This window comes from uncultured Spongiibacter sp. (assembly GCF_964011655.1).
In the GTDB taxonomy this organism is placed as follows: Bacteria; Pseudomonadota; Gammaproteobacteria; order Pseudomonadales; family Spongiibacteraceae; genus Spongiibacter; species Spongiibacter marinus.
The window spans coordinates 45,536-63,528 of record NZ_CAXGPO010000008.1; the positions used below are offsets into that span (position 1 = coordinate 45,536).

Sequence of the window (17,993 nt, forward strand, 5' to 3'; positions counted from 1 at the left end):
ACCATGAGTGCGCGTATAGAGGGTCAGCCCGCATACGTGTTACATCTTCGCGCCTATCGTGATAGCAGTGCGATCATCGATCTATTCAGCCGCGACTATGGCTATCTAAGCGTCGTAGCCAAGGGACTTAAATCGTCGAGCAAGAGCCGCCAGCAATGGCGCGCGGCCTTGCAGCCTGGCAATCTCATTCAGGTCTCCTGGCAGGGGCGCAGTGAGTTAAAGACCTTAGTTGATGCGCAGCTGAACAGCACGTTTCCACTGCGCGGCAACGCGCTGTACTGCGCTTTCTACATCAACGAGTTATTGGGAAGATTGCTGCAACCCTTTGACCCCCAGGCGGAAGTTTTCAAGTTGTACGGCCGCTCTTTGCTGGAGCTGTCCTCAGGGAGCCGTGTTGAACCCATACTGCGCAGCTTTGAGCTAACTTTACTTACCGAGCTGGGCTACGGTGTCGACTTCTCGCCCATTGAAAGCGCCCCCGAGGCCTATTTTATCTATGACCCGGAGCACGGCTTTTGCCAGGTATCGGCGTCGATGGACGCTCACCAGAAAGCGTTTTCCGGCCATCTATTGCAGCAGTTAGCACGTGCCGAGTGGGACGCCGACACGCTTAAAGTAGCGAAGCGCCTCAACCGGCTTATCCTTGCGCCCCTTTTGGGGGACCGGCCACTGAACAGTCGAAAACTGTTTCTCCGGCAGTACTCAGACTAAATCGCCGGCGCTGTTAGTCGAATAGGGCATCCAGCTCGTGTTCTTCGCGCCATGCCAGCAATTCGTCTATTCGCGTAATCACTGCGGTGAAGAGCGGTTGCTGAGGTGGCTTCTGGGCAGATAAATTGGCCTCTAATTCACAGACGGCTTGCTTGAGAAGTGGGACGCCGGTGTAGCAACAATTCCCTTTCAAACCGTGATTGAGTTCGGTCAGCGTATCCCACTCCTTGCTATCGAAGGCCTGTGTGAGCTGACTACGCAAACCTGGCAGTTCATCGAGCAGCATTGAGAGCATGTTTTTTGCCAGCGTAGGGCGCTGTTTGGAGAGTAATAAGCACTGTTTAAGGTCCACGGGCCTGGGTTGCTCCTCGGCGTCGGCGTCTGCCTCAGGTGCGTGTGCGTCGTTTGGCGGCAGTTCACAGGAAGGGGCCAGGTAGTGTTGCAAAATATTGGTGAGCTGCTGCTCATTTACCGGTTTGCTCAGGTATTTATCGATGCCGGCATCGCGCAGCTGTGAGGGGTTTTCCGGTGCGAGGTAGGCCGATAGCGCCACAATTGGGGTGTGTTGGTTCTTTCCGCGCTGGCGTATCTGGCGGCTTGCGGCAATGCCGTCCAGCTGTGGCATCTGGATGTCGATAAATATCAAGTCGAAACACTGCTCTTGGCAATGGCTGACTGCTTCCACGCCATTTTGAGCGCTGACGGGGCTGATGCCGGCATCTTCCAGAAAGGTGGAGAGTATGAGCAGGTTAGACGGGTTGTCATCAACGATGAGCACTTGGCTATTGCGAAAATGTCGGTTGTTGAGTTGGTTATCATCGCTCAGGCCCGTATTCAGCGCGTCAAAAAGACGAACATGAGAAACCGGCTTGCTGAGCCAGACATTATTGTCTTGTGGGTGTTCCTCGCTGTGGTAGCTCAAAACCACGCAGGCGCCGTCGCGATGAATAGTGGGTAGCGGTTGGCAGCTCTCCTCTGCATCCAAGCTCAGAATGCAGTGGTCTGCCTGGGTATTAATATCATCAATTCCCTGGCAGAGCTGCACGTTCATGCCCCAGCCTTCGAGCAGGTCGCAAATGGCGAGGCCGTATAGCGGGCTGCTGTCATACAAGGCAACAGTACTACCCTGTAGGGATTGGAAGTCACGCATTTGCATCGCATTGTGATCAATTGCCAAGCGCAGACTAAACCAAAAGGTAGAGCCGTGTCCGAGCTCGCTTTCTACGCCGATTTCGCCGCCCATCTCCTTAACCAGGCCTTGAACAATGACCAGTCCCAGCCCGGTGCCGCCATATTGACGAGTGACAGATGCATCGCCTTGGCCAAAGTCTCGGAAGATATGCTTGCGCTGCTCTGCGCTCATACCAATGCCGCTGTCAGTGACCTTGAAGGTCAGTGTTGCGTAATCGTCGTCCCGCTCGCTACAGGAGATATCGACGCGAACGGTTCCGGTTGGGGTGAATTTAATCGCATTGCTAACTAAGTTCGTCAGCATTTGCCGGAGTCGGAGGGAGTCGCTGAGGATTGCCTCAGGGGTGTCTTTCTCGACAAACAGTGCAAGGTCGAGACGCTTCTCCGCTGCGCCGGGAGCGAGCATGATCAAGGTATCTTCAGCAAGTTCGCGGAGTTGCACTGGGGCTTTATCGAACACCAGCTTCCCAGCCTCAAGCTTGGAGAAGTCGAGAATATCGTTGATGATGGTGAGCAGGTTAACGGCGCTGTTGCGGATGGTCTCTACCGCTTCGCGCTGTCGCCCGCGAATATCCGCCTTGAGAAGAATATTACTGAAACCCAGAATACTGTTCAGAGGTGTGCGAATTTCATGGCTGGTGTTGGCGAGAAATTCCGATTTAACTCGGCTTGCAGTGACGGCTTCGCGCCTCGCTAGGTCAAGCTCGATATTCTGTATTTCAAGCGTTTCTAAGGTTTCACGTAAGTCGCTGTTGGATTGTTCGAGGTTGAGTTGCAGCTCCTTTAGCTCCCTTACCTGCGCCGCGTTCAGTTCATTGAGATCCTCGGCTAGCTCACTGAATTCGTCGCCACCGGGAACATGAATGTGCAAGTCTCTCTGGCCGCTGGTGAGGCGGTGAGTTGCCATCCGCAGAATTTGTAAGTCGCGGCCGATGTTGTGATTGATATAACTAAAAAACAAGATACAAACGAGGACGCTGAGGCCCAGAAAAATCGCCGCGGCGAGGTAGCTCTGGTACTTCATTAGCTCGTATTGGTGCCAGCCATAGCTCATTTGCACCCAGCCGAGGTGGCCATCTGCATCGGTCTGATGGCCCTCTGCAGATAGCGGTGCATGAATCGCCCACGTAATTTGGAGATCATCGGCTTGATCCATGACCTTAAAGGGCATAAACCGGCTCAATCCCTCGACATTGGGCGGTGGCGTTCCGGGGCCTGCGTGCGAGATGAGTTCGAGGTCGCTATTGTAGATACTCACCGCGCGTACACCGGGCTCCTCAAGCGCCGTATGTAGAATATAGGCCAGCGTATCTTCGTGGTGGTCCTGCATCATATGGCTAGAGACAACACTCAGCTGCTGGGCGGCGGATTTGGCACGCTGAGTAAGCAGCTCTCTGCTGTCTGCCAGTTGCTGTTGAGTCAGGTAGGCACTGAAACCCACCGAAATGAGAAGTACGGGCAGTAGCCCCATGATCAAGATAAGCCGTTTAAATCCGTATCGCCTGCGCATGTGAACTGGAGCCTATGACTAGGGCAGTGGTATTATCACTGCCAAAAGTTTACGCGGTTGCCATCCTGTGGCCGCTTTATCACTGAAGCCTATAGCAGCTGGGGCAACGATTTCCCCTGCTGCGCTGCTGAAGTCGGCTTGAGGTCTCTACTGCAATGACAGATTTTCCTACCATTGAGCAATGTATTGGCAATACACCCTTAGTGAGGTTGCAACGCCTTAATCGCGACAGCAGTAATACGATTTTGCTGAAGCTAGAGGGAAATAACCCCGCTGGTTCCGTTAAAGACCGTCCGGCTATGAGTATGATAGCGCGCGCGGAGGCTCGGGGCGATATACAACCTGGTGACACGCTTATTGAAGCGACGAGCGGTAACACGGGGATCGCGCTGGCGATGGCCGCTGCCATTCGCGGCTATAAGATGGTGCTGATCATGCCAAGCCATATGAGCAGTGAGCGCAAATTGGCAATGTCTGCCTATGGCGCCACCCTTGTCGAGGTGAGTCAAGAAGAGGGAATGGAAGGGGCTCGAGACTTGGCCCTGGCGATGCAGGCAAGAGGCGAGGGAAAGGTACTGGATCAATTTGCAAATCCTGATAACCCCCTGGCTCACTATGAGGGAACTGGCCCTGAGATCTGGCGTCAGACCGATGGACGTATTACCCACTTTGTCAGCTCGATGGGAACCACCGGTACCATTATGGGCGTCTCCCGGTTCCTTAAGGAGCAAAACCCCAGTGTACAGATCGTTGGGCTGCAGCCAGAAGATGGCTCTAGCATTCCCGGTATTCGCCGCTGGCCTGAGGCTTACCTGCCAAAAATATATCAGGCCCCAAGGGTCGATCAGGTGATGGATATTGATCAGCAACTGGCTGAAAAAACCATGCGAGCACTTGCTGAGCAGGAAGGGATATTTTGTGGTGTGTCCTCCGGCGGTGCAGTCGCCGGAGCGCTTCGTCTTAGCGAACAGGTGGAAAACGCCGTAATTGTTGCCATTATTTGTGACCGCGGTGACCGCTATTTGTCCACCGGCGTTTTCTAGGCGGCGGTATTGCCGCCTTGTTTGAAACCAGTCGGAAAATGATTGAGTTAATACCATGGTAAAGGTCCGAGAGGATTACCCACAGTTAGCCGACGGGCGTGTTGATATCCCGCGCTGGATGGAGCGCCTGTCGATAGATGACAGCGTCATAGAGCGCAGTGAGTTGCTCCGTGCCTTTGAGCTCGCCGAACAGTGCGCCAGCGGCAGTTCGGGCACAGTGCCCGATGTCAGTGGGGATAGCTTTTTCACCGCCCTGGAAATGGTGGAAATTCTTGCCGACCTGCATTTGGACCAAGACAGCCTGGTTGCCGCGACCTTGTTTCGCGCAGTTCGAGAAGCGAGGTTATCGCTGAGTGACCTGGAGCAGCAATTTGGCGGCTCTGTGGCGAAGTTGGTCGATGGTGTGTTGGGAATGGCGGCCATTTCCAAAGTTAACGCAGAGTTGGATGTTCCGGTGCTGGGGCAGTCCGAGGCGCAAAGCGAAACCATTCGGAAAATGTTGGTGGCGTTGGTCGACGATGTTCGCGTTGCACTGATTAAGTTGGCAGAGAGAACCTCGGCGATTCGCGCGGTGAAGAACCGCCCAGAGAAGCGCTATCGTGTTGCGAGAGAAGTTTTCGACATCTACGCGCCTCTGGCTCATCGCCTGGGTATTGGCCACATAAAGTGGGAGTTAGAGGATCTTAGCTTTCGCTACTTGCAGCCATCGGCATACAAAAAAATTGCCAAACTGTTGGATGAGAAGCGACTAGACCGCCAGCACTATATCGACGAGGTCATTCACACGCTTACCACGGCGATCAAGGCCGATGGCATTGACGCCGATATCGCCGGCAGAGCGAAGCACATTTACAGCATCTGGCGGAAAATGCAGCGCAAGGGGATTGGTTTTTCCCAGGTCTACGATATTCGCGCAGTGCGCGTGCTGGTGCCGGATGTAAAGGCTTGCTATGCCGTGCTTGGTCTGGTCCACGGCCTGTGGCGAAATATTCCCAACGAGTTCGATGATTACATCGCCAGCCCCAAAGAAAATGGCTACCGCTCACTCCATACCGCGGTGATAGGCCCCCAGGGCAAGGTTCTTGAAGTGCAAATTCGCACCAGAAGCATGCACGAGGAAGCAGAGTTTGGTGTGTGCTCTCACTGGATGTACAAAGGGGCAGACAAAACCGCTAAGAGTAATAACAGCTACGACGAAAAAATTGCATGGCTGCGGCAGGTATTGGACTGGCATGAGGAAAGTGGCAGCAGCAGTGACGTCGCGGAGCAGTTCACCCGCGCCCAGGACAGGGTCTACGTGTTTACCCCAGATGGCCATGTTGTGAATTTGCAAAACGGCGCGACGCCATTGGATTTTGCGTATCACATCCATACTGAGGTGGGTAATCGCTGCCGCGGCGCCAAAGTGAACGGCCGCATCGTACCACTGACATACACCCTGAATACCGGCGAGCGCGTTGAAATTCTCACCGGTAAAGAGAGCAAACCTCGCCGCGATTGGCTGCAGAGTAATCTAGGCTATCTAAAAACCAGCCGGGCTCGGACTAAAGTGCAACATTGGTTTCGACAGCAGGCTAAGGAAGACAATATTGCTGCCGGTCGCGCGTTGCTGGAAAAAGAATTTCGCCGCCTTGCGCTCAATAGCGTTGACTACAAGTACATCGCCGATCAAACCCATTGTGCCAGCGTAGAGGATATGTACGCTGCGGTGGGGGCTGGCGAAATCAGCATGCTACAAATTGTCCGTCTGGCGAACCAGCTGATCGGGCAAGATGAAAATGCGGCTGAAGAAGTGCTGCCACGCCTGAAGGCGCCGAGCAAAACCTCCAAAGATAGCAGTAAGGTGCGGATCAGCGGCGTTGGCAACTTGTTAACGCACTTCGCCAGGTGCTGTAAACCTTTGCCTGGGGAGGCTATTACGGGGTACATCACCGTGGGGCGTGGCGTGAGCGTTCACCGCCAAGATTGCAGTAAGCTTCTGCAACTTCAGAGCGTGGAGCCGCACCGAATTATTGCCGTCGACTGGGAAGTTGAGCAAACCGATACCTATCCTGTTGATATCGAGTTGCAGGCTTTCGACCGACAAGGCCTGCTTCGCGATATCACCCTGCAGTTGGCCACAGAAAAGGTGAATGTAATCTCCCTGAATACGGTTACCGACACGAATAGCCACATGGCCACGATGCGTATTCGCCTGGAAATTAGTGATGTCGGCGCTTTGTCGGGCCTGTTGAGCCGCCTAAATGGCTTGCCGAATGTCGTAGCGGTGAAACGTGTTAAGGAAGGATGATGGCGGCAAAGCAATATAGCATCGATGACTTGCGCGAACTGATGTCGCGCTTGCGCGACCCTCAAGATGGTTGTCCCTGGGATCAAAAGCAGGACTTTAAAAGCATCGTCCCTCATACACTCGAAGAGGTCTATGAGCTCGTCGATGCGATCGAGAGCGCTGACCCGGATCAGATTCGCCAGGAAATGGGCGACGTGTTGTTCCAGTTAATTTTTTACAGCCAGCTGGCGCAGGAGCAGGGCGACTTTACCTTTAACGACGTTGTCGATGACATCACTCGCAAACTTCTGCGCCGTCATCCCCATGTTTTTCCCGATGGAACCTTGGAAAGTCGGCGTGGAGAAGCGCCGCCTGATGAACCCGCAATCAAGCAGCGCTGGGAGGAAATCAAGGCAGAGGAGCGCCGGGGAAAGGCCCAGTTGAGTGCCCTAGATGATATTCCATTAGCGCTGCCAGCGACTAATCGTGCAGAAAAACTGCAAAAGCGGGCGAGTCGTCTTGGCTTTGATTGGGACGATGTGGCAGGTGTATTGGCTGCCTTGGAAGATGAGCTGGCCGAGCTCAAAGAAGCGATAGATGGCGGCCAAAGAGAGGAAATAGCCGATGAGCTCGGCGATGTTTTCTTCTCCGTGGTGAACCTGAGTCGCCATCTTAAGCACGACGCCGAAGGCGCACTGCGAGCGGCGGGCCAGAAATTCGAGCGACGCTTTCGCTATGTAGAACAGCAGGCCGGGGGGCAGGAAGGCACTGCCGCGACACCGAGAGCCGTACTGGAGCAGTATTGGCAAGATGCGAAACAAGCGGGCCTGTAGCCCACTTGTGGTCAGTGCTTGTTGCGGTTTCTCAGGGCTGACATGTGCTTTTCAGTCAGGCTTAAGTAGCGAGGCGTAGGGCCAACGTCCTCATAGATGGGGTCGCCGAGTTCATCGGTGGTAACAACTTTTTTGCCGCGGACATAGGGCATGGCGCTTTCGAGTTCGTTCAATGATGCGCTAAGCAGGTCGGTGATTAGCTCTTCAACGTGGCGCCTGGGATAGAGCTCTGCCAGCGCTTTCAGCTTGGCGGCGTCCTCCAGTGGCAGCCGTATTTTGTAGCAATCCTCGGTTAAGCCGCTGCTGGCGGTTTGTTCCCAGAGTGATAACAAATCCCGTACTTTCATTTGCCAGTTCCTGTCATCGCAGAGTATTCACACTCTGATACTAGTACGTAGCTTGGGGACTTGCCTAGGGCCTGTTCACACTAATTGCGTCACGCCTGTTGCGGCTATAAATTCGCCAATACAGGAATGAGAAGAGGCGTTTGCTTATTTCAAATGCGCGACGAATGGCGACGAGTGGTCGATTTTTAGCCACAGCCGCAAAGGCTGATGCCATTTTGCCTGCCACAGGTGCAATTCAATGAGTGAGGCGCTAGCTTGCCGCTCAGAGATCGACGCTTACCTAAGGGTGGGGCTGTCGTGTAGTAACAGGGCGGTCTTCGACCTTAGTAGGCTTGTGTGTCGGCCTTTAGCTGTGTATCGTTGTCGGCTTTGAAAAGCGACCAGTTCGACGCCTCAGCCGTCGAGACCGACTAATCAGTTTGCAGACGTTGGTAGAAAAGCCATTCAGAGCTTTTGCTGCAAGGTATGTTCCAGCCATTCCAATCGCATTAGTTGGCGCCGTTACTGGCCGTAGAGCTTTTTTTAATCCTTTGGGAGTTGTTACGCATGCGCGTTATTTTGTTGGGGCCTCCAGGGGCCGGTAAGGGGACGCAAGCCCAGTTCATCACTGAGAAGTTTGGTATTCCTCAGATCTCCACAGGCGACATGTTACGTGCGGCGGTAAAGGCGGGTAGTGAGCTGGGCCTGAAGGTGAAAGATATTATGACGACGGGTGGCCTGGTGTCCGACGACATCATTATCGCCTTGGTTAAGGAGCGTATTGCTCAGTCAGACTGCGTAAACGGATTCCTATTTGACGGCTTTCCCAGAACCATTCCTCAAGCTGAGGCTCTGCAAGAGGCCGGCGTTGATATCGATCACGTGCTGGAGATCGCTGTCGCTGATGAAGAAATTGTGACTCGCATGAGTGGCCGCCGAACTCACGAGGCATCGGGTCGTACCTACCATGTGGTCTATAATCCACCTAAAGAAGAAGGCAAAGATGACCTTACCGGCGAGCCTTTGATTCAGCGTGAAGATGACCAGGAAGCGACTGTTCGCAACCGTCTGAACGTGTACCATGAGCAGACCAAGCCCCTGGTCGCTTTCTACAGTGAGCTGGACGGAGAAAATGCGCCTAGCTATTCGCGCATTGACGGCGTGGGCACCGTAGACGAAATTACCCGGCGCGTGCTCGAGGCGCTTCAAGACTAGGCGCTGTTGTGGCAGTCTGGTTTTACGATTTGCGGCGCCTTTAGGCGCCGTTTTTCTTTTTTGCTATAAACCGAATGTTTGTTCAATCGCGTAAGATGCATCTCGCACGCCTTGGAAAGTGAAAAATGAAAACAGCGGTAGTCTTTATCAATTTGGGTACGCCAGATACTCCCAATACCTCTGGGGTGCGGCGGTTCTTGCGGGAGTTTCTGTCAGACCGACGCGTGGTCGAGGTTCCCAGGCTTATTTGGTTGGCGATACTCTATCTTATTATTCTTCCTTTTCGTTCACCTCGTGTGGCAAAGGCCTACCGACAAATATGGTTTGGCGACACCTCTCCGCTCAGGCATTTTTCAGAAAGTTTAGTTGAGGGGGTTGCCAGCAAACTCTCTCAGGAGTACCCGGATGCGGATATCACGGTGCGGCTTGCCATGACGTACGGGCAGCCCAGTGTGGAGTCTCAAATACATGAGCTCTGCGACGCCGGTGTCGAAAACATCTTTTTTGTGCCGTTGTACCCACAGTATTCAGCGACTACCACGGCGGCCGCGATGGATGCCGTATATCGCTGCTTTGCTCGCATGCGGGACATACCTCAGTGGTCATGGCTGCGCAATTACCACAACCATGAGGCCTATGTGGCGGCCCTTGGGGAAAGTGTTAAAGCACACTGGCAGAAGAACGGCCGGGCAGAGCGCTTACTCATGTCGTTTCACGGAATTCCGAAGCGAAATGTGGATTTGGGCGACCCCTACGAACAGCATTGCAATGAAACCGCAGAGGCCGTGGCCAAGTACCTTGAACTGGATGACACCCAGTGGCTGAGAACATTTCAATCTCGGCTGGGTAAGGCTGAGTGGTTAACCCCCTATACCGACAGAACTGTAGAAGCGTTGCCGGCAGAAGGGGTGAAAAGCCTGGACGTAATGTGTCCAGCGTTTGCTGTTGAATGTCTTGAAACACTGGAAGAGATAGATGGCGAAGCAAAAGAGATTTTCATGGAGCACGGTGGGGAAGGCTTTAATTACATCCCGTGTTTGAATGATAGCGATGCCCATCAAGATTTGATGCTGGAATTGTGTCGTCCATTTGTTTCTCAGTCTCTGAAAAAGTAAGTCGTTAAGTTAGACAAAGCGTTTGATTTTTTTGCGAAAATTTTGCGCTGCTTACTATGTATGCTATTTTTTAAACAAATAGCATAACGCTGTTCGCCAAGGAGAATAAAATGCCAAGAGCAAAGCGCAAAGTTGCCACTGCAGCAAAGAAGAAAACATCGCCTAAAAAAGCCGCTTCCCCCGGAAATGCCGTCGTTAAAAAAGCCGAGGAAGGTTTGAAGAAAGTTGAGGCGATGTTAGCTAAAGAACGCAAGGCGGTAGCAGCAGCGAAAGCGAAGCTAGATTCTGCTAAGGCGAAGGCAAAGAAAACGGCCAAGGCGGTAGATAAAAATGCTGCCAAGCGTGCGTCGGCTGCAGCAAGTAAGGCAAACCAAAAATTGCGAACAGTACGTGCGAAGGTTGCCAGTAGTAAGTCGGCATTAGCTGATGCAAAAGTCATTGCAAAAATCTCTGCCTCGGAGGCTGCGGTTCGCCAAAAAATTCAAGAGCGATCCGAAGCGCTGGCGAGTAAGGCAGACGCTGATTTAGCCAAAGCAGTTAAACAGTTCGAGCAGCGGTTTATCAAAAAGCGCAACGCAGAGGACAAAGCGAAGCTCGCTACTATTGAGCGCAAACTTGTCAGCAAGCACAAGATGGCGGTCAAACAACTGACAGCCAAGTTGTCAGAGCCTGCCAAAGCGGCATTGGCAAAGACCGCATCCAAGCCTGCAGCGGCGCCAACCGCCAAGAAAAAGGCGTCATCTAAAAAGGCGGCGGTTAAAAAAGCTGCCGCTAAAAAGTCAGCAGCTCGCAAAACCGCCGCGAAGAAAAGTGCCCCTAAAAAAGCGGCGGCTAAGAAGGTTGCGAAGAAGAAAGTAGTTGCTAAGAAGTCAGCGCCGAAAAAGGCACCGGCAAAGAAAGCGGCTGCCACGCCAGACAAGGCCAGTAGCTGAGTATTAGCGCCTCTGGATACCCCTCCAGAGTCAGTAGATAAACCGCGCTACGGCGCGGTTTTTTGTTTGCGGCTTAAGCCTTGCAGAGCCTGGGATCGGTGTTCATAATAGCCGCCCCAATTTTTGCGCAATAGCGTTTTACATGTGGCCTATCGTAGCGGCCACCACTGGATAAGGAACAGTCATGCCTGTTATTACTCTCCCCGATAATAGTACCCGTGAATTCGACACGCCGATTACCGTTGAGGGTGTAGCGGCCGACATTGGTCCAGGCCTTGCCAAGGCGGCTCTTGCCGGGCGGGTGGACGGTGAGCTCGTCGATACTCACTACCTTATCGAGCAAGATGCCAACCTGGCGATTATCACCGATCGCGACGAAGAGGGCCTGGAGATTATTCGTCACTCTACGGCGCATTTGCTGGCGATGGCTGTTCAGGAGGAGTTCCCGGGCGCGCAGGTAACGATTGGCCCAACAGTGGAAGATGGCTTCTACTACGATTTTGCCTTTGAGCGTGCTTTTACACCTGATGACCTGCAGAAAATCGAGGCACGAATGGAGGCCATCGCCGGGCAGGATTTAGCTGTCGAGCGATTGGTAATGTCGCGTGAAGAGGCGGCTAAAACGTTCGCCGATATGGGCGAAGAGTATAAAGTTGAAATTATCCACGACCTGCCTGAGGGAGAGGAGATCTCAGTTTACAAGCAGGGTGAGTGGATGGATTTGTGCCGGGGGCCCCATGTTCCCAGTACTGGCCGTTTGAAAGCCTTTAAACTCACCAAGGTGGCCGGTGCCTATTGGCGAGGCGATCAGAATAACGCCATGTTGCAGCGTATTTATGGCACTGCCTGGGCGAATAAGAAGGCCCTTAAGTCCTATTTGAACCGGATTGCTGAGGCGGAAAAGCGGGATCACCGCAAGGTTGCTAAAAAACTCGACCTGTTTCACATGCAGGAAGAGGCGCCAGGAATGGTGTTTTGGCACCCCAAGGGCTGGGGCATATATCAGGCTGTTGAGCAATATATGCGAGACCAGCAGCGCAAGCATGGTTATCAAGAGATTAAAACTCCTCAGCTGGTTGATATTTCGCTGTGGGAGAAGTCGGGACACGCCGACAAGTTTAGCGATGGCATGTTCCGCCTGCAGGCTGATGAGCGTGAAGTGGCTGTGAAGCCAATGAACTGCCCTTGTCACGTGCAGGTATTTAACCAGGGACTGCGCAGCTATCGGGATCTGCCCCTGAGGCTGGCAGAGTTTGGTTCGTGTCATCGCAACGAGCCCTCAGGGTCCCTGCATGGAATTATGCGAGTGCGTGGTTTTACCCAGGACGACGCTCACATTTTTTGCGCGGAGGAGTCGATTCAGCAGGAAGTGGCACAATTTATCGACTTTTTGCACGACGTCTACGCCGATTTTGGTTTCAGTGACGTTATCTATCGCCTGTCGACGCGCCCTGCGCAGCGGGTTGGTAGCGACGAGGATTGGGATCGGGCCGAAGAGGCGCTGGCACTAGCCTTGGATAGCAAGTCTTTGCCCTGGGAAGAGCTGCCAGGAGAGGGCGCTTTCTACGGGCCAAAAATTGAATTTTCCCTCAAGGATTGTATTGGTCGGGTTTGGCAGTTGGGGACGATTCAGGTTGATTTCTCAATGCCGGGCCGCCTGGGCGCGCAATATGTGGACGAGAGCGGCCAGCGCAAGACGCCGGTAATGCTGCACCGGGCAATATTGGGGTCTTTCGAGCGCTTTATCGGTATTTTGATCGAGCATTACGAGGGCGCATTCCCGCTTTGGCTTGCGCCGGTGCAGGCGGTGGTCTGCAATATCACCGATGCACAGGGTGAATATGTGTCAGAAGTGAAAGAATTCCTGCAAGATCGTGGGTTTAGGGTCGACTCGGACTTGAGAAATGAGAAGATCGGCTTTAAAATCCGCGAGCACACAATTCAGAAGGTGCCTTATATCCTGGTAGTTGGGGATAAAGAGGTGGAAAGTCGGACTGTAGCAGTGCGTGCAAGAGGTGGTAAGGATCTGGGCTCGATCTCACTTGATGAGTTAGCGAGCATCCTTGCCGAAGGCGTGGCTGCCCGCAGCCGTGCAATATCGGAGAGCTAGCAATTAAACGCGATAACGCAAAAGGGCGCGGTAAACGCGCACTGATAAATCAAGATATTGAAGCCAGTCAAGTCAGGTTGATCGATGCTGAAGGTAACCAGGTGGGCATTGTCCCGCTAGCGGAGGCGCTAACTGCCGCCCAGGAAGCCAGCCTAGACTTAGTGCAGATTGCGGACTCGGATCCGGTGGTCTGCAAGATAATGGATTATGGAAAACATGTTTTCGAGGCCAAGAAGCAACAAGCTGCGGCCCGAAAAAACCAGGTTCGTACTCAGGTTAAGGAAATTAAATTCCGACCTGGGACGGATGACGGGGATTATCAGGTAAAACTGCGCAACCTGATACGTTTCCTCGAGCATGGGGACAAAGCCAAGGTAACTCTCCGTTACCGCGGTCGTGAGATGGCCCACCAGGAGCTGGGTATGCAGTTGTTGCAGCGAGTGGAAGCAGACCTCGCTGAATACGGCGCTGTAGAACAGTATCCAAAAATGGAAGGTCGTCAGCTGACGATGGTGATTGCCCCGAAAAAGAAAAAGCAGTGAGCTCTCAGGGCCTGCTTAATTGATTGATGCAATGCGGAGTATCTAACGATGCCAAAAGTTAAAGTACACAGCGGAGCGGCAAAACGCTTTAAAAAAACCGGTAGCGGTTATAAGCGTAAAAGCGCCCACAAGAGTCACATCCTTACCAAGATGACCACCAAGCGTAAGCGTCAGCTGCGTGGCACCAGTGCTGTCCACAAGTCGGACAAAGTTCTGGTCGACCGCATGCTTCGCGCCATTTGATTACCGTCATCTCAACAGATAAGGAATAGACTATGCCCCGCGTAAAACGTGGTGTGACAGCACACCGTCGTCATAAAAAGATTTTGAAGCAAGCCAAGGGTTACTACGGAGCGCGTTCGCGCATCTATCGTGTAGCTAAGCAGGCGGTAATCAAAGCCGGTCAATACGCTTACCGCGATCGCCGCGTTAAGAAACGTACTTTCCGTGCACTGTGGATCACCCGCATTAATGCTGCATCTCGTGCCAATGGCTTGAATTACAGCCGTTTGATTGCTGGCTTGAAAAAGGCAGAGATCGCACTGGACCGTCGCGTGTTGGCTGACTTAGCCGTGCACGACAAAGAAGCCTTTGCTGCCGTGGTAGAACGCGCGAAAGCAGCTCTGGCCTGATGCCTGCCACCGCCCAGCGGTTGTAGATATCACTATTGGATAGGGGAAGAGCTTCGCTCTTTCCCTATTTTTTTTTCGGGCGCTTGCGCCCGGCAGTTACCAGCCGAGTACCTGAGTCAGGAGTGGGGAATGGAGAATCTTGAAGCCTTGGCCGCCGAGGCCGCAGAGAAAATCGCTGCGGCAGATGATGGGCGTGCCCTTGAGCAATTACGTGTTGATTACCTGGGAAAGAAGGGGCATATCACCGCGTTGCTCAAAGGTTTGGGCAAATTATCGGCCGAGGAGCGCCCGGCAGCGGGTGCCGAGATCAATAGGGTTAAGCAGGCACTTGCGCAGCAAATTGGCGAGCGAAAGGCTAAGATGGAAGAGGCTGCTGTCGCAGAAAAATTGGCGGCCGAAACTATCGACGTGACCCTGCCTGGCCGCGGTCAGCAGCTGGGTGGCCTGCACCCGGTAACGAAGACCATAGAGCGCATCAGCCAATTTTTTGAAGGTATTGGTTTTGATATCGCTGAAGGGCCTGAAATCGAAGATGACTACCACAACTTCGAAGCCTTAAATATCCCTGCCCACCACCCGGCGAGGGCGATGCACGACACGTTCTACGTTGATGCCAGTACGGTACTGCGTACCCATACCTCGCCCGTGCAGGTGAGGGTGATGGAGTCCAGTGAGCCGCCGCTAAAGCTGATCTGTCCGGGGCGCGTGTACCGTTGTGATTCCGACTTGACGCACACGCCGATGTTTCATCAGGTTGAAGGCTTGCTCGTTGACCAGGAGTCCAGTTTTGCCGACCTGAAAGGCATGCTGGAATCGTTTTTGCGCGCCTTTTTCGAAAAAGACCTCGCCGTACGGTTTCGGCCGTCATATTTCCCTTTCACAGAGCCGTCGGCAGAGGTCGACATTCAGTGTGTGATGTGTGGGGGTGAGGGTTGTCGCGTATGTAGCCACACCGGCTGGATTGAAATTCTCGGTTGCGGAATGGTGCACCCCAAGGTCTTCGAATACTCTGATATCGACCCTGAAAAATACAGCGGCTTTGCGTTTGGTATTGGTGTGGAGCGCCTTGCAATGCTGCGTTACGGCGTCAATGACCTGCGATTATTTTTCGAAAATGATCTGCAATTCCTCGAGCAATTCCAGTAAATGCATCGAGCTACTAGCTAGGCAACGTTAACAGTCGGATACGGATAGAGCATGAAATTTAGTGAACAGTGGTTGCGAGAGTGGGTAAACCCCGGTGTGGACAGTGACGATTTGTCTGCACAATTGACGATGGCCGGCTTGGAAGTCGATGCCATTGAGCCTGTCGCAGGTGATTTTAGCGGTGTGGTTGTTGCTGAGATTACTGCTGCAGAGCGCCACCCTGACGCCGACAAGCTGCAAGTTTGCCAAGTGAGTAATGGCCAGGCAAGTTTCCAAATTGTGTGCGGCGCCGCCAATGCTCGGGTAGGAATCAAAGTGCCCATGGCCATGGTAGGGGCGATCCTGCCCGGTAATTTCAAAATAAAGAAAGCCAAGCTGCGCGGCGTAGAGTCTTTTGGTATGTTGTGTGCCGAGCAAGAGCTGGGAATGGCGGAGCAGTCTGATGGCCTGTTCGAATTGCCCAGCGATGCGCCGTTGGGTGAGGATATTCGTAGTTACCTAGGGCTTGACGATAAGCTTATCGAGCTGGGTTTGACCCCAAACCGCGCCGATTGCCTCAGTATTCGAGGGGTCGCCCGCGAGGCGGCCGTTCTCAATAATATGGCGTTTGCTGAGCCAGCGCAGGCCGCGGTAGAAGCTTCCATCGACGATCAGCTAACCGTAAAGATTGCGGCACCGGATCACTGCGCGCGCTATGTGGGCCGCGTGGTGCGTGGTGTGAATATGGGGGCAGAAAGCCCTTTGTGGCTGCAAGAAAAATTGCGCCGCTGTGGTTCGCGTAGCATTGACCCTGTGGTGGATGTCACCAACTTGGTTATGCTTGAACTCGGTCAGCCCATGCATGCCTTTGACTTATCGGCTATCAGCGGCGCCGTTCACGTGCGCACGGCAACGCCAGGCGAGAGCCTTGAGTTGCTTGATGGGCAAACGTTGGAGCTTCGTGACGACAGCCTGTTAATAGCCGATGATGAGAAACCGTTGGCGCTCGCCGGCATTATGGGCGGGCAGAGCAGTGCGGTATCTGCTGCGACTCAAGACTTATTCTTGGAGTCTGCATTTTTCACCCCAGAGAAGCTTGCCGGCAAGGCGCGCTCCTATGGTTTGCACACTGACGCGTCGCATAGATTTGAGCGTGGTGTGGACTTCGCCCTGGCAGAACGAGCAATTGAGCGCGCCACCGAATTAATATTGCAAATATGCGGTGGCAAAGCCGGGCCGTTGACCGAGGCGAGTAGTGATGCTTTACCAAGCCGCAGCCCTGTAATCTTGCGTGAGGCGCGTATTGAGAAAATGCTGGGGATGCCGTTGCTGGCTAAAGAAGTCGAGCAAATCCTGACAGGCTTAGGTATGCAGGTAGAGCGTCAGGACAGCGGCTGGATGGTAACCCCGCCGAGCTGGCGTTTTGATATTGCCATCGAAGTGGACTTGCTCGAAGAGCTCGCCCGGGTATATGGCTATAATCGCCTGCCGGTTAAACCCATTCGCTCGGAGCTGGCTATAAAGTCACGCCCGGAAGGGCAGCGAGCTGTCATGGATTTACGGCAGCACTTGGTATCCCGTGGTTACCAGGAGGCCATTAGCTACAGTTTTGTCGACCCTGTGCTCAACGCGAAACTCTCCGAGCGCGAAGATTGCGTGACCTTATTGAATCCAATTAGCGCCGATATGGCGCAGATGCGTGACTCTCTTCTGCCAGGCCTCTTGAAGACCGCGGAATACAATAGCAAGCGTCAGCAGGCGCGCTTGCGATTCTTTGAAATTGGGCAGCGTTTTGTGCCATCCGCTGAGGGCTTGGCGCAGATTCCCACGCTGGGTGCGCTGTTGTCTGGGCGACGAGATCCGGAAAATTGGAGTTCAGGTGGCGAATTGCTGGATTTCTTCGATCTTAAGGGCGATTTAGAAGCGCTGATTACCCCTGCCGCGACACCTTTGCGATTTGAGGCGGCGCAGCACAAGGCGCTGCACCCTGGGCAAACAGCAAATGTCTATCAAGGAGAGCACTGCGTTGGACGCATTGGTGCGCTTCACCCCTCGCTACAGAGTGACTTGGATTTGCCATCGGCCGTGTATTTCTTCGAAATAGACCTCGATGCACTGCTCGAAGTAGGTGTGCCTGCGTTCAAACCTGTTTCGCGCTATCCCGAGCTCCGCCGTGACTTAGCGGTTATTTTGCCTAGCGATGTGACCGCGCAATCCGTTCTGGATTGTGTGCAGAGCGCGGCCGGGGAGTTGTTGGTTAACTTGAAGCTCTTTGATATTTATCAGGGTAAAGGTATTGATCCAGAAAGGAAAAGCCTGGGCCTGGGCTTGACGTACCGGCATTCATCCCGCACTCTTAATGAGGAAGAAGTTACCCTATCTGTAGAGGCGGTAGTGCAGGCGTTGCAGGATCGCTTCGGGGCCAGTTTAAGGAACTGA

At 53.5% G+C, this 17,993-nt stretch carries 15 protein-coding genes; 13 read left to right on the plus strand and 2 right to left on the minus strand.

Annotated features, from left to right (window positions below):
- Positions 1-3 precede the first annotated feature (3 nt).
- Positions 4-711, plus strand: a complete 708-nt coding sequence (gene recO / locus ABNS66_RS05960; RefSeq protein ID WP_286836986.1) for a DNA repair protein RecO — start codon at positions 4-6, stop codon at positions 709-711.
- Between the two features lie 13 nt (positions 712-724).
- Here the strand turns inward: recO and ABNS66_RS05965 are convergent, their stop codons facing one another.
- Positions 725-3,412, minus strand: coding sequence for an ATP-binding protein (locus ABNS66_RS05965; protein ID WP_286836988.1), 2,688 nt, complete (start codon positions 3,410-3,412; stop codon positions 725-727).
- Positions 3,413-3,567: 155 nt separating this feature from the next.
- Between ABNS66_RS05965 and cysM the strand changes: the two genes are divergently transcribed.
- Genes cysM through mazG form a run of 3 tightly spaced genes read left to right on the plus strand, consistent with a single transcriptional unit; the run spans position 3,568 to position 7,557 of the window.
- Positions 3,568-4,455 (plus strand): cysteine synthase CysM, encoded by an 888-nt coding sequence (gene cysM / locus ABNS66_RS05970; RefSeq protein ID WP_204995581.1) that lies wholly within the window; start codon positions 3,568-3,570, stop codon positions 4,453-4,455.
- 55 nt (positions 4,456-4,510) lie between these two features.
- Positions 4,511-6,745: a GTP diphosphokinase gene (relA, locus tag ABNS66_RS05975; protein WP_286836990.1), complete on the plus strand. Its 2,235-nt coding sequence runs from the start codon at positions 4,511-4,513 to the stop codon at positions 6,743-6,745.
- On the plus strand, positions 6,745-7,557 hold the full coding sequence (gene mazG / locus ABNS66_RS05980; RefSeq protein WP_286836992.1) for a nucleoside triphosphate pyrophosphohydrolase: 813 nt from the start codon (positions 6,745-6,747) through the stop codon (positions 7,555-7,557). Before relA ends, mazG begins: the two co-directional genes overlap by 1 nt.
- Before the next feature lie 11 nt (positions 7,558-7,568).
- Here the strand turns inward: mazG and ABNS66_RS05985 are convergent, their stop codons facing one another.
- On the minus strand, positions 7,569-7,904 hold the full coding sequence (locus ABNS66_RS05985; protein ID WP_204995578.1) for a type 1 pili tip component: 336 nt from the start codon (positions 7,902-7,904) through the stop codon (positions 7,569-7,571).
- A 546-nt stretch (positions 7,905-8,450) separates the two neighbouring features.
- Here ABNS66_RS05985 and adk point away from each other — a divergent pair.
- From adk to pheT, 9 genes are all read left to right on the plus strand, one after another.
- The gene (adk, locus tag ABNS66_RS05990; protein WP_027872684.1) at positions 8,451-9,098 is read left to right on the plus strand and encodes an adenylate kinase; all 648 of its coding nucleotides are present in this window, start codon (positions 8,451-8,453) and stop codon (positions 9,096-9,098) included.
- Between the two features lie 125 nt (positions 9,099-9,223).
- Positions 9,224-10,213, plus strand: coding sequence for a ferrochelatase (hemH, locus tag ABNS66_RS05995; protein WP_286694030.1), 990 nt, complete (start codon positions 9,224-9,226; stop codon positions 10,211-10,213).
- 110 nt (positions 10,214-10,323) lie between these two features.
- Positions 10,324-11,145 (plus strand): hypothetical protein, encoded by an 822-nt coding sequence (locus tag ABNS66_RS06000; protein ID WP_286694031.1) that lies wholly within the window; start codon positions 10,324-10,326, stop codon positions 11,143-11,145.
- Positions 11,146-11,329: 184 nt separating this feature from the next.
- Positions 11,330-13,255, plus strand: coding sequence for a threonine--tRNA ligase (thrS, locus tag ABNS66_RS06005; RefSeq protein WP_286694032.1), 1,926 nt, complete (start codon positions 11,330-11,332; stop codon positions 13,253-13,255).
- 2 nt (positions 13,256-13,257) lie between these two features.
- Entirely contained in the window at positions 13,258-13,797 is a 540-nt protein-coding gene (gene infC / locus ABNS66_RS06010; protein WP_084497834.1) for a translation initiation factor IF-3, read from the plus strand.
- Between the two features lie 48 nt (positions 13,798-13,845).
- The gene (gene rpmI / locus ABNS66_RS06015; protein WP_022960515.1) at positions 13,846-14,040 is read left to right on the plus strand and encodes a 50S ribosomal protein L35; all 195 of its coding nucleotides are present in this window, start codon (positions 13,846-13,848) and stop codon (positions 14,038-14,040) included.
- 32 nt (positions 14,041-14,072) lie between these two features.
- A complete protein-coding gene (gene rplT, locus ABNS66_RS06020; RefSeq protein WP_027872679.1) occupies positions 14,073-14,429 on the plus strand; it encodes a 50S ribosomal protein L20 in 357 nt (118 codons plus the stop codon).
- Between the two features lie 129 nt (positions 14,430-14,558).
- Complete coding sequence (gene pheS, locus ABNS66_RS06025; protein WP_286694033.1) at positions 14,559-15,575, plus strand: phenylalanine--tRNA ligase subunit alpha; 1,017 nt, start codon at positions 14,559-14,561, stop codon at positions 15,573-15,575.
- Between the two features lie 51 nt (positions 15,576-15,626).
- Positions 15,627-17,993 carry a phenylalanine--tRNA ligase subunit beta gene (gene pheT / locus ABNS66_RS06030; RefSeq protein ID WP_286694034.1) on the plus strand — a complete coding sequence of 789 codons (2,367 nt, stop codon included), beginning with the start codon at positions 15,627-15,629 and terminating at the stop codon, positions 17,991-17,993.

Excerpts from the sequence above, each read along its gene's own strand:
- thrS (WP_286694032.1), top strand. The coding sequence starts at position 11,330 with ATGCCTGTTATTACTCTCCCCGATAATAGTACCCGTGAATTCGACACG.
- mazG (WP_286836992.1), top strand. The coding sequence starts at position 6,745 with ATGGCGGCAAAGCAATATAGCATCGATGACTTGCGCGAACTGATGTCG.
- rplT (WP_027872679.1), top strand. The coding sequence starts at position 14,073 with ATGCCCCGCGTAAAACGTGGTGTGACAGCACACCGTCGTCATAAAAAG.
- adk (WP_027872684.1), top strand. The coding sequence starts at position 8,451 with ATGCGCGTTATTTTGTTGGGGCCTCCAGGGGCCGGTAAGGGGACGCAA.
- cysM (WP_204995581.1), top strand. The coding sequence starts at position 3,568 with ATGACAGATTTTCCTACCATTGAGCAATGTATTGGCAATACACCCTTA.
- pheS (WP_286694033.1), top strand. The coding sequence starts at position 14,559 with ATGGAGAATCTTGAAGCCTTGGCCGCCGAGGCCGCAGAGAAAATCGCT.
- ABNS66_RS05985 (WP_204995578.1), bottom strand. The coding sequence starts at position 7,904 with ATGAAAGTACGGGATTTGTTATCACTCTGGGAACAAACCGCCAGCAGC.
- relA (WP_286836990.1), top strand. The coding sequence starts at position 4,511 with ATGGTAAAGGTCCGAGAGGATTACCCACAGTTAGCCGACGGGCGTGTT.
- hemH (WP_286694030.1), top strand. The coding sequence starts at position 9,224 with ATGAAAACAGCGGTAGTCTTTATCAATTTGGGTACGCCAGATACTCCC.
- rpmI (WP_022960515.1), top strand. The coding sequence starts at position 13,846 with ATGCCAAAAGTTAAAGTACACAGCGGAGCGGCAAAACGCTTTAAAAAA.
- pheT (WP_286694034.1), top strand. The coding sequence starts at position 15,627 with ATGAAATTTAGTGAACAGTGGTTGCGAGAGTGGGTAAACCCCGGTGTG.
- recO (WP_286836986.1), top strand. The coding sequence starts at position 4 with ATGAGTGCGCGTATAGAGGGTCAGCCCGCATACGTGTTACATCTTCGC.
- ABNS66_RS06000 (WP_286694031.1), top strand. The coding sequence starts at position 10,324 with ATGCCAAGAGCAAAGCGCAAAGTTGCCACTGCAGCAAAGAAGAAAACA.
- ABNS66_RS05965 (WP_286836988.1), bottom strand. The coding sequence starts at position 3,412 with ATGCGCAGGCGATACGGATTTAAACGGCTTATCTTGATCATGGGGCTA.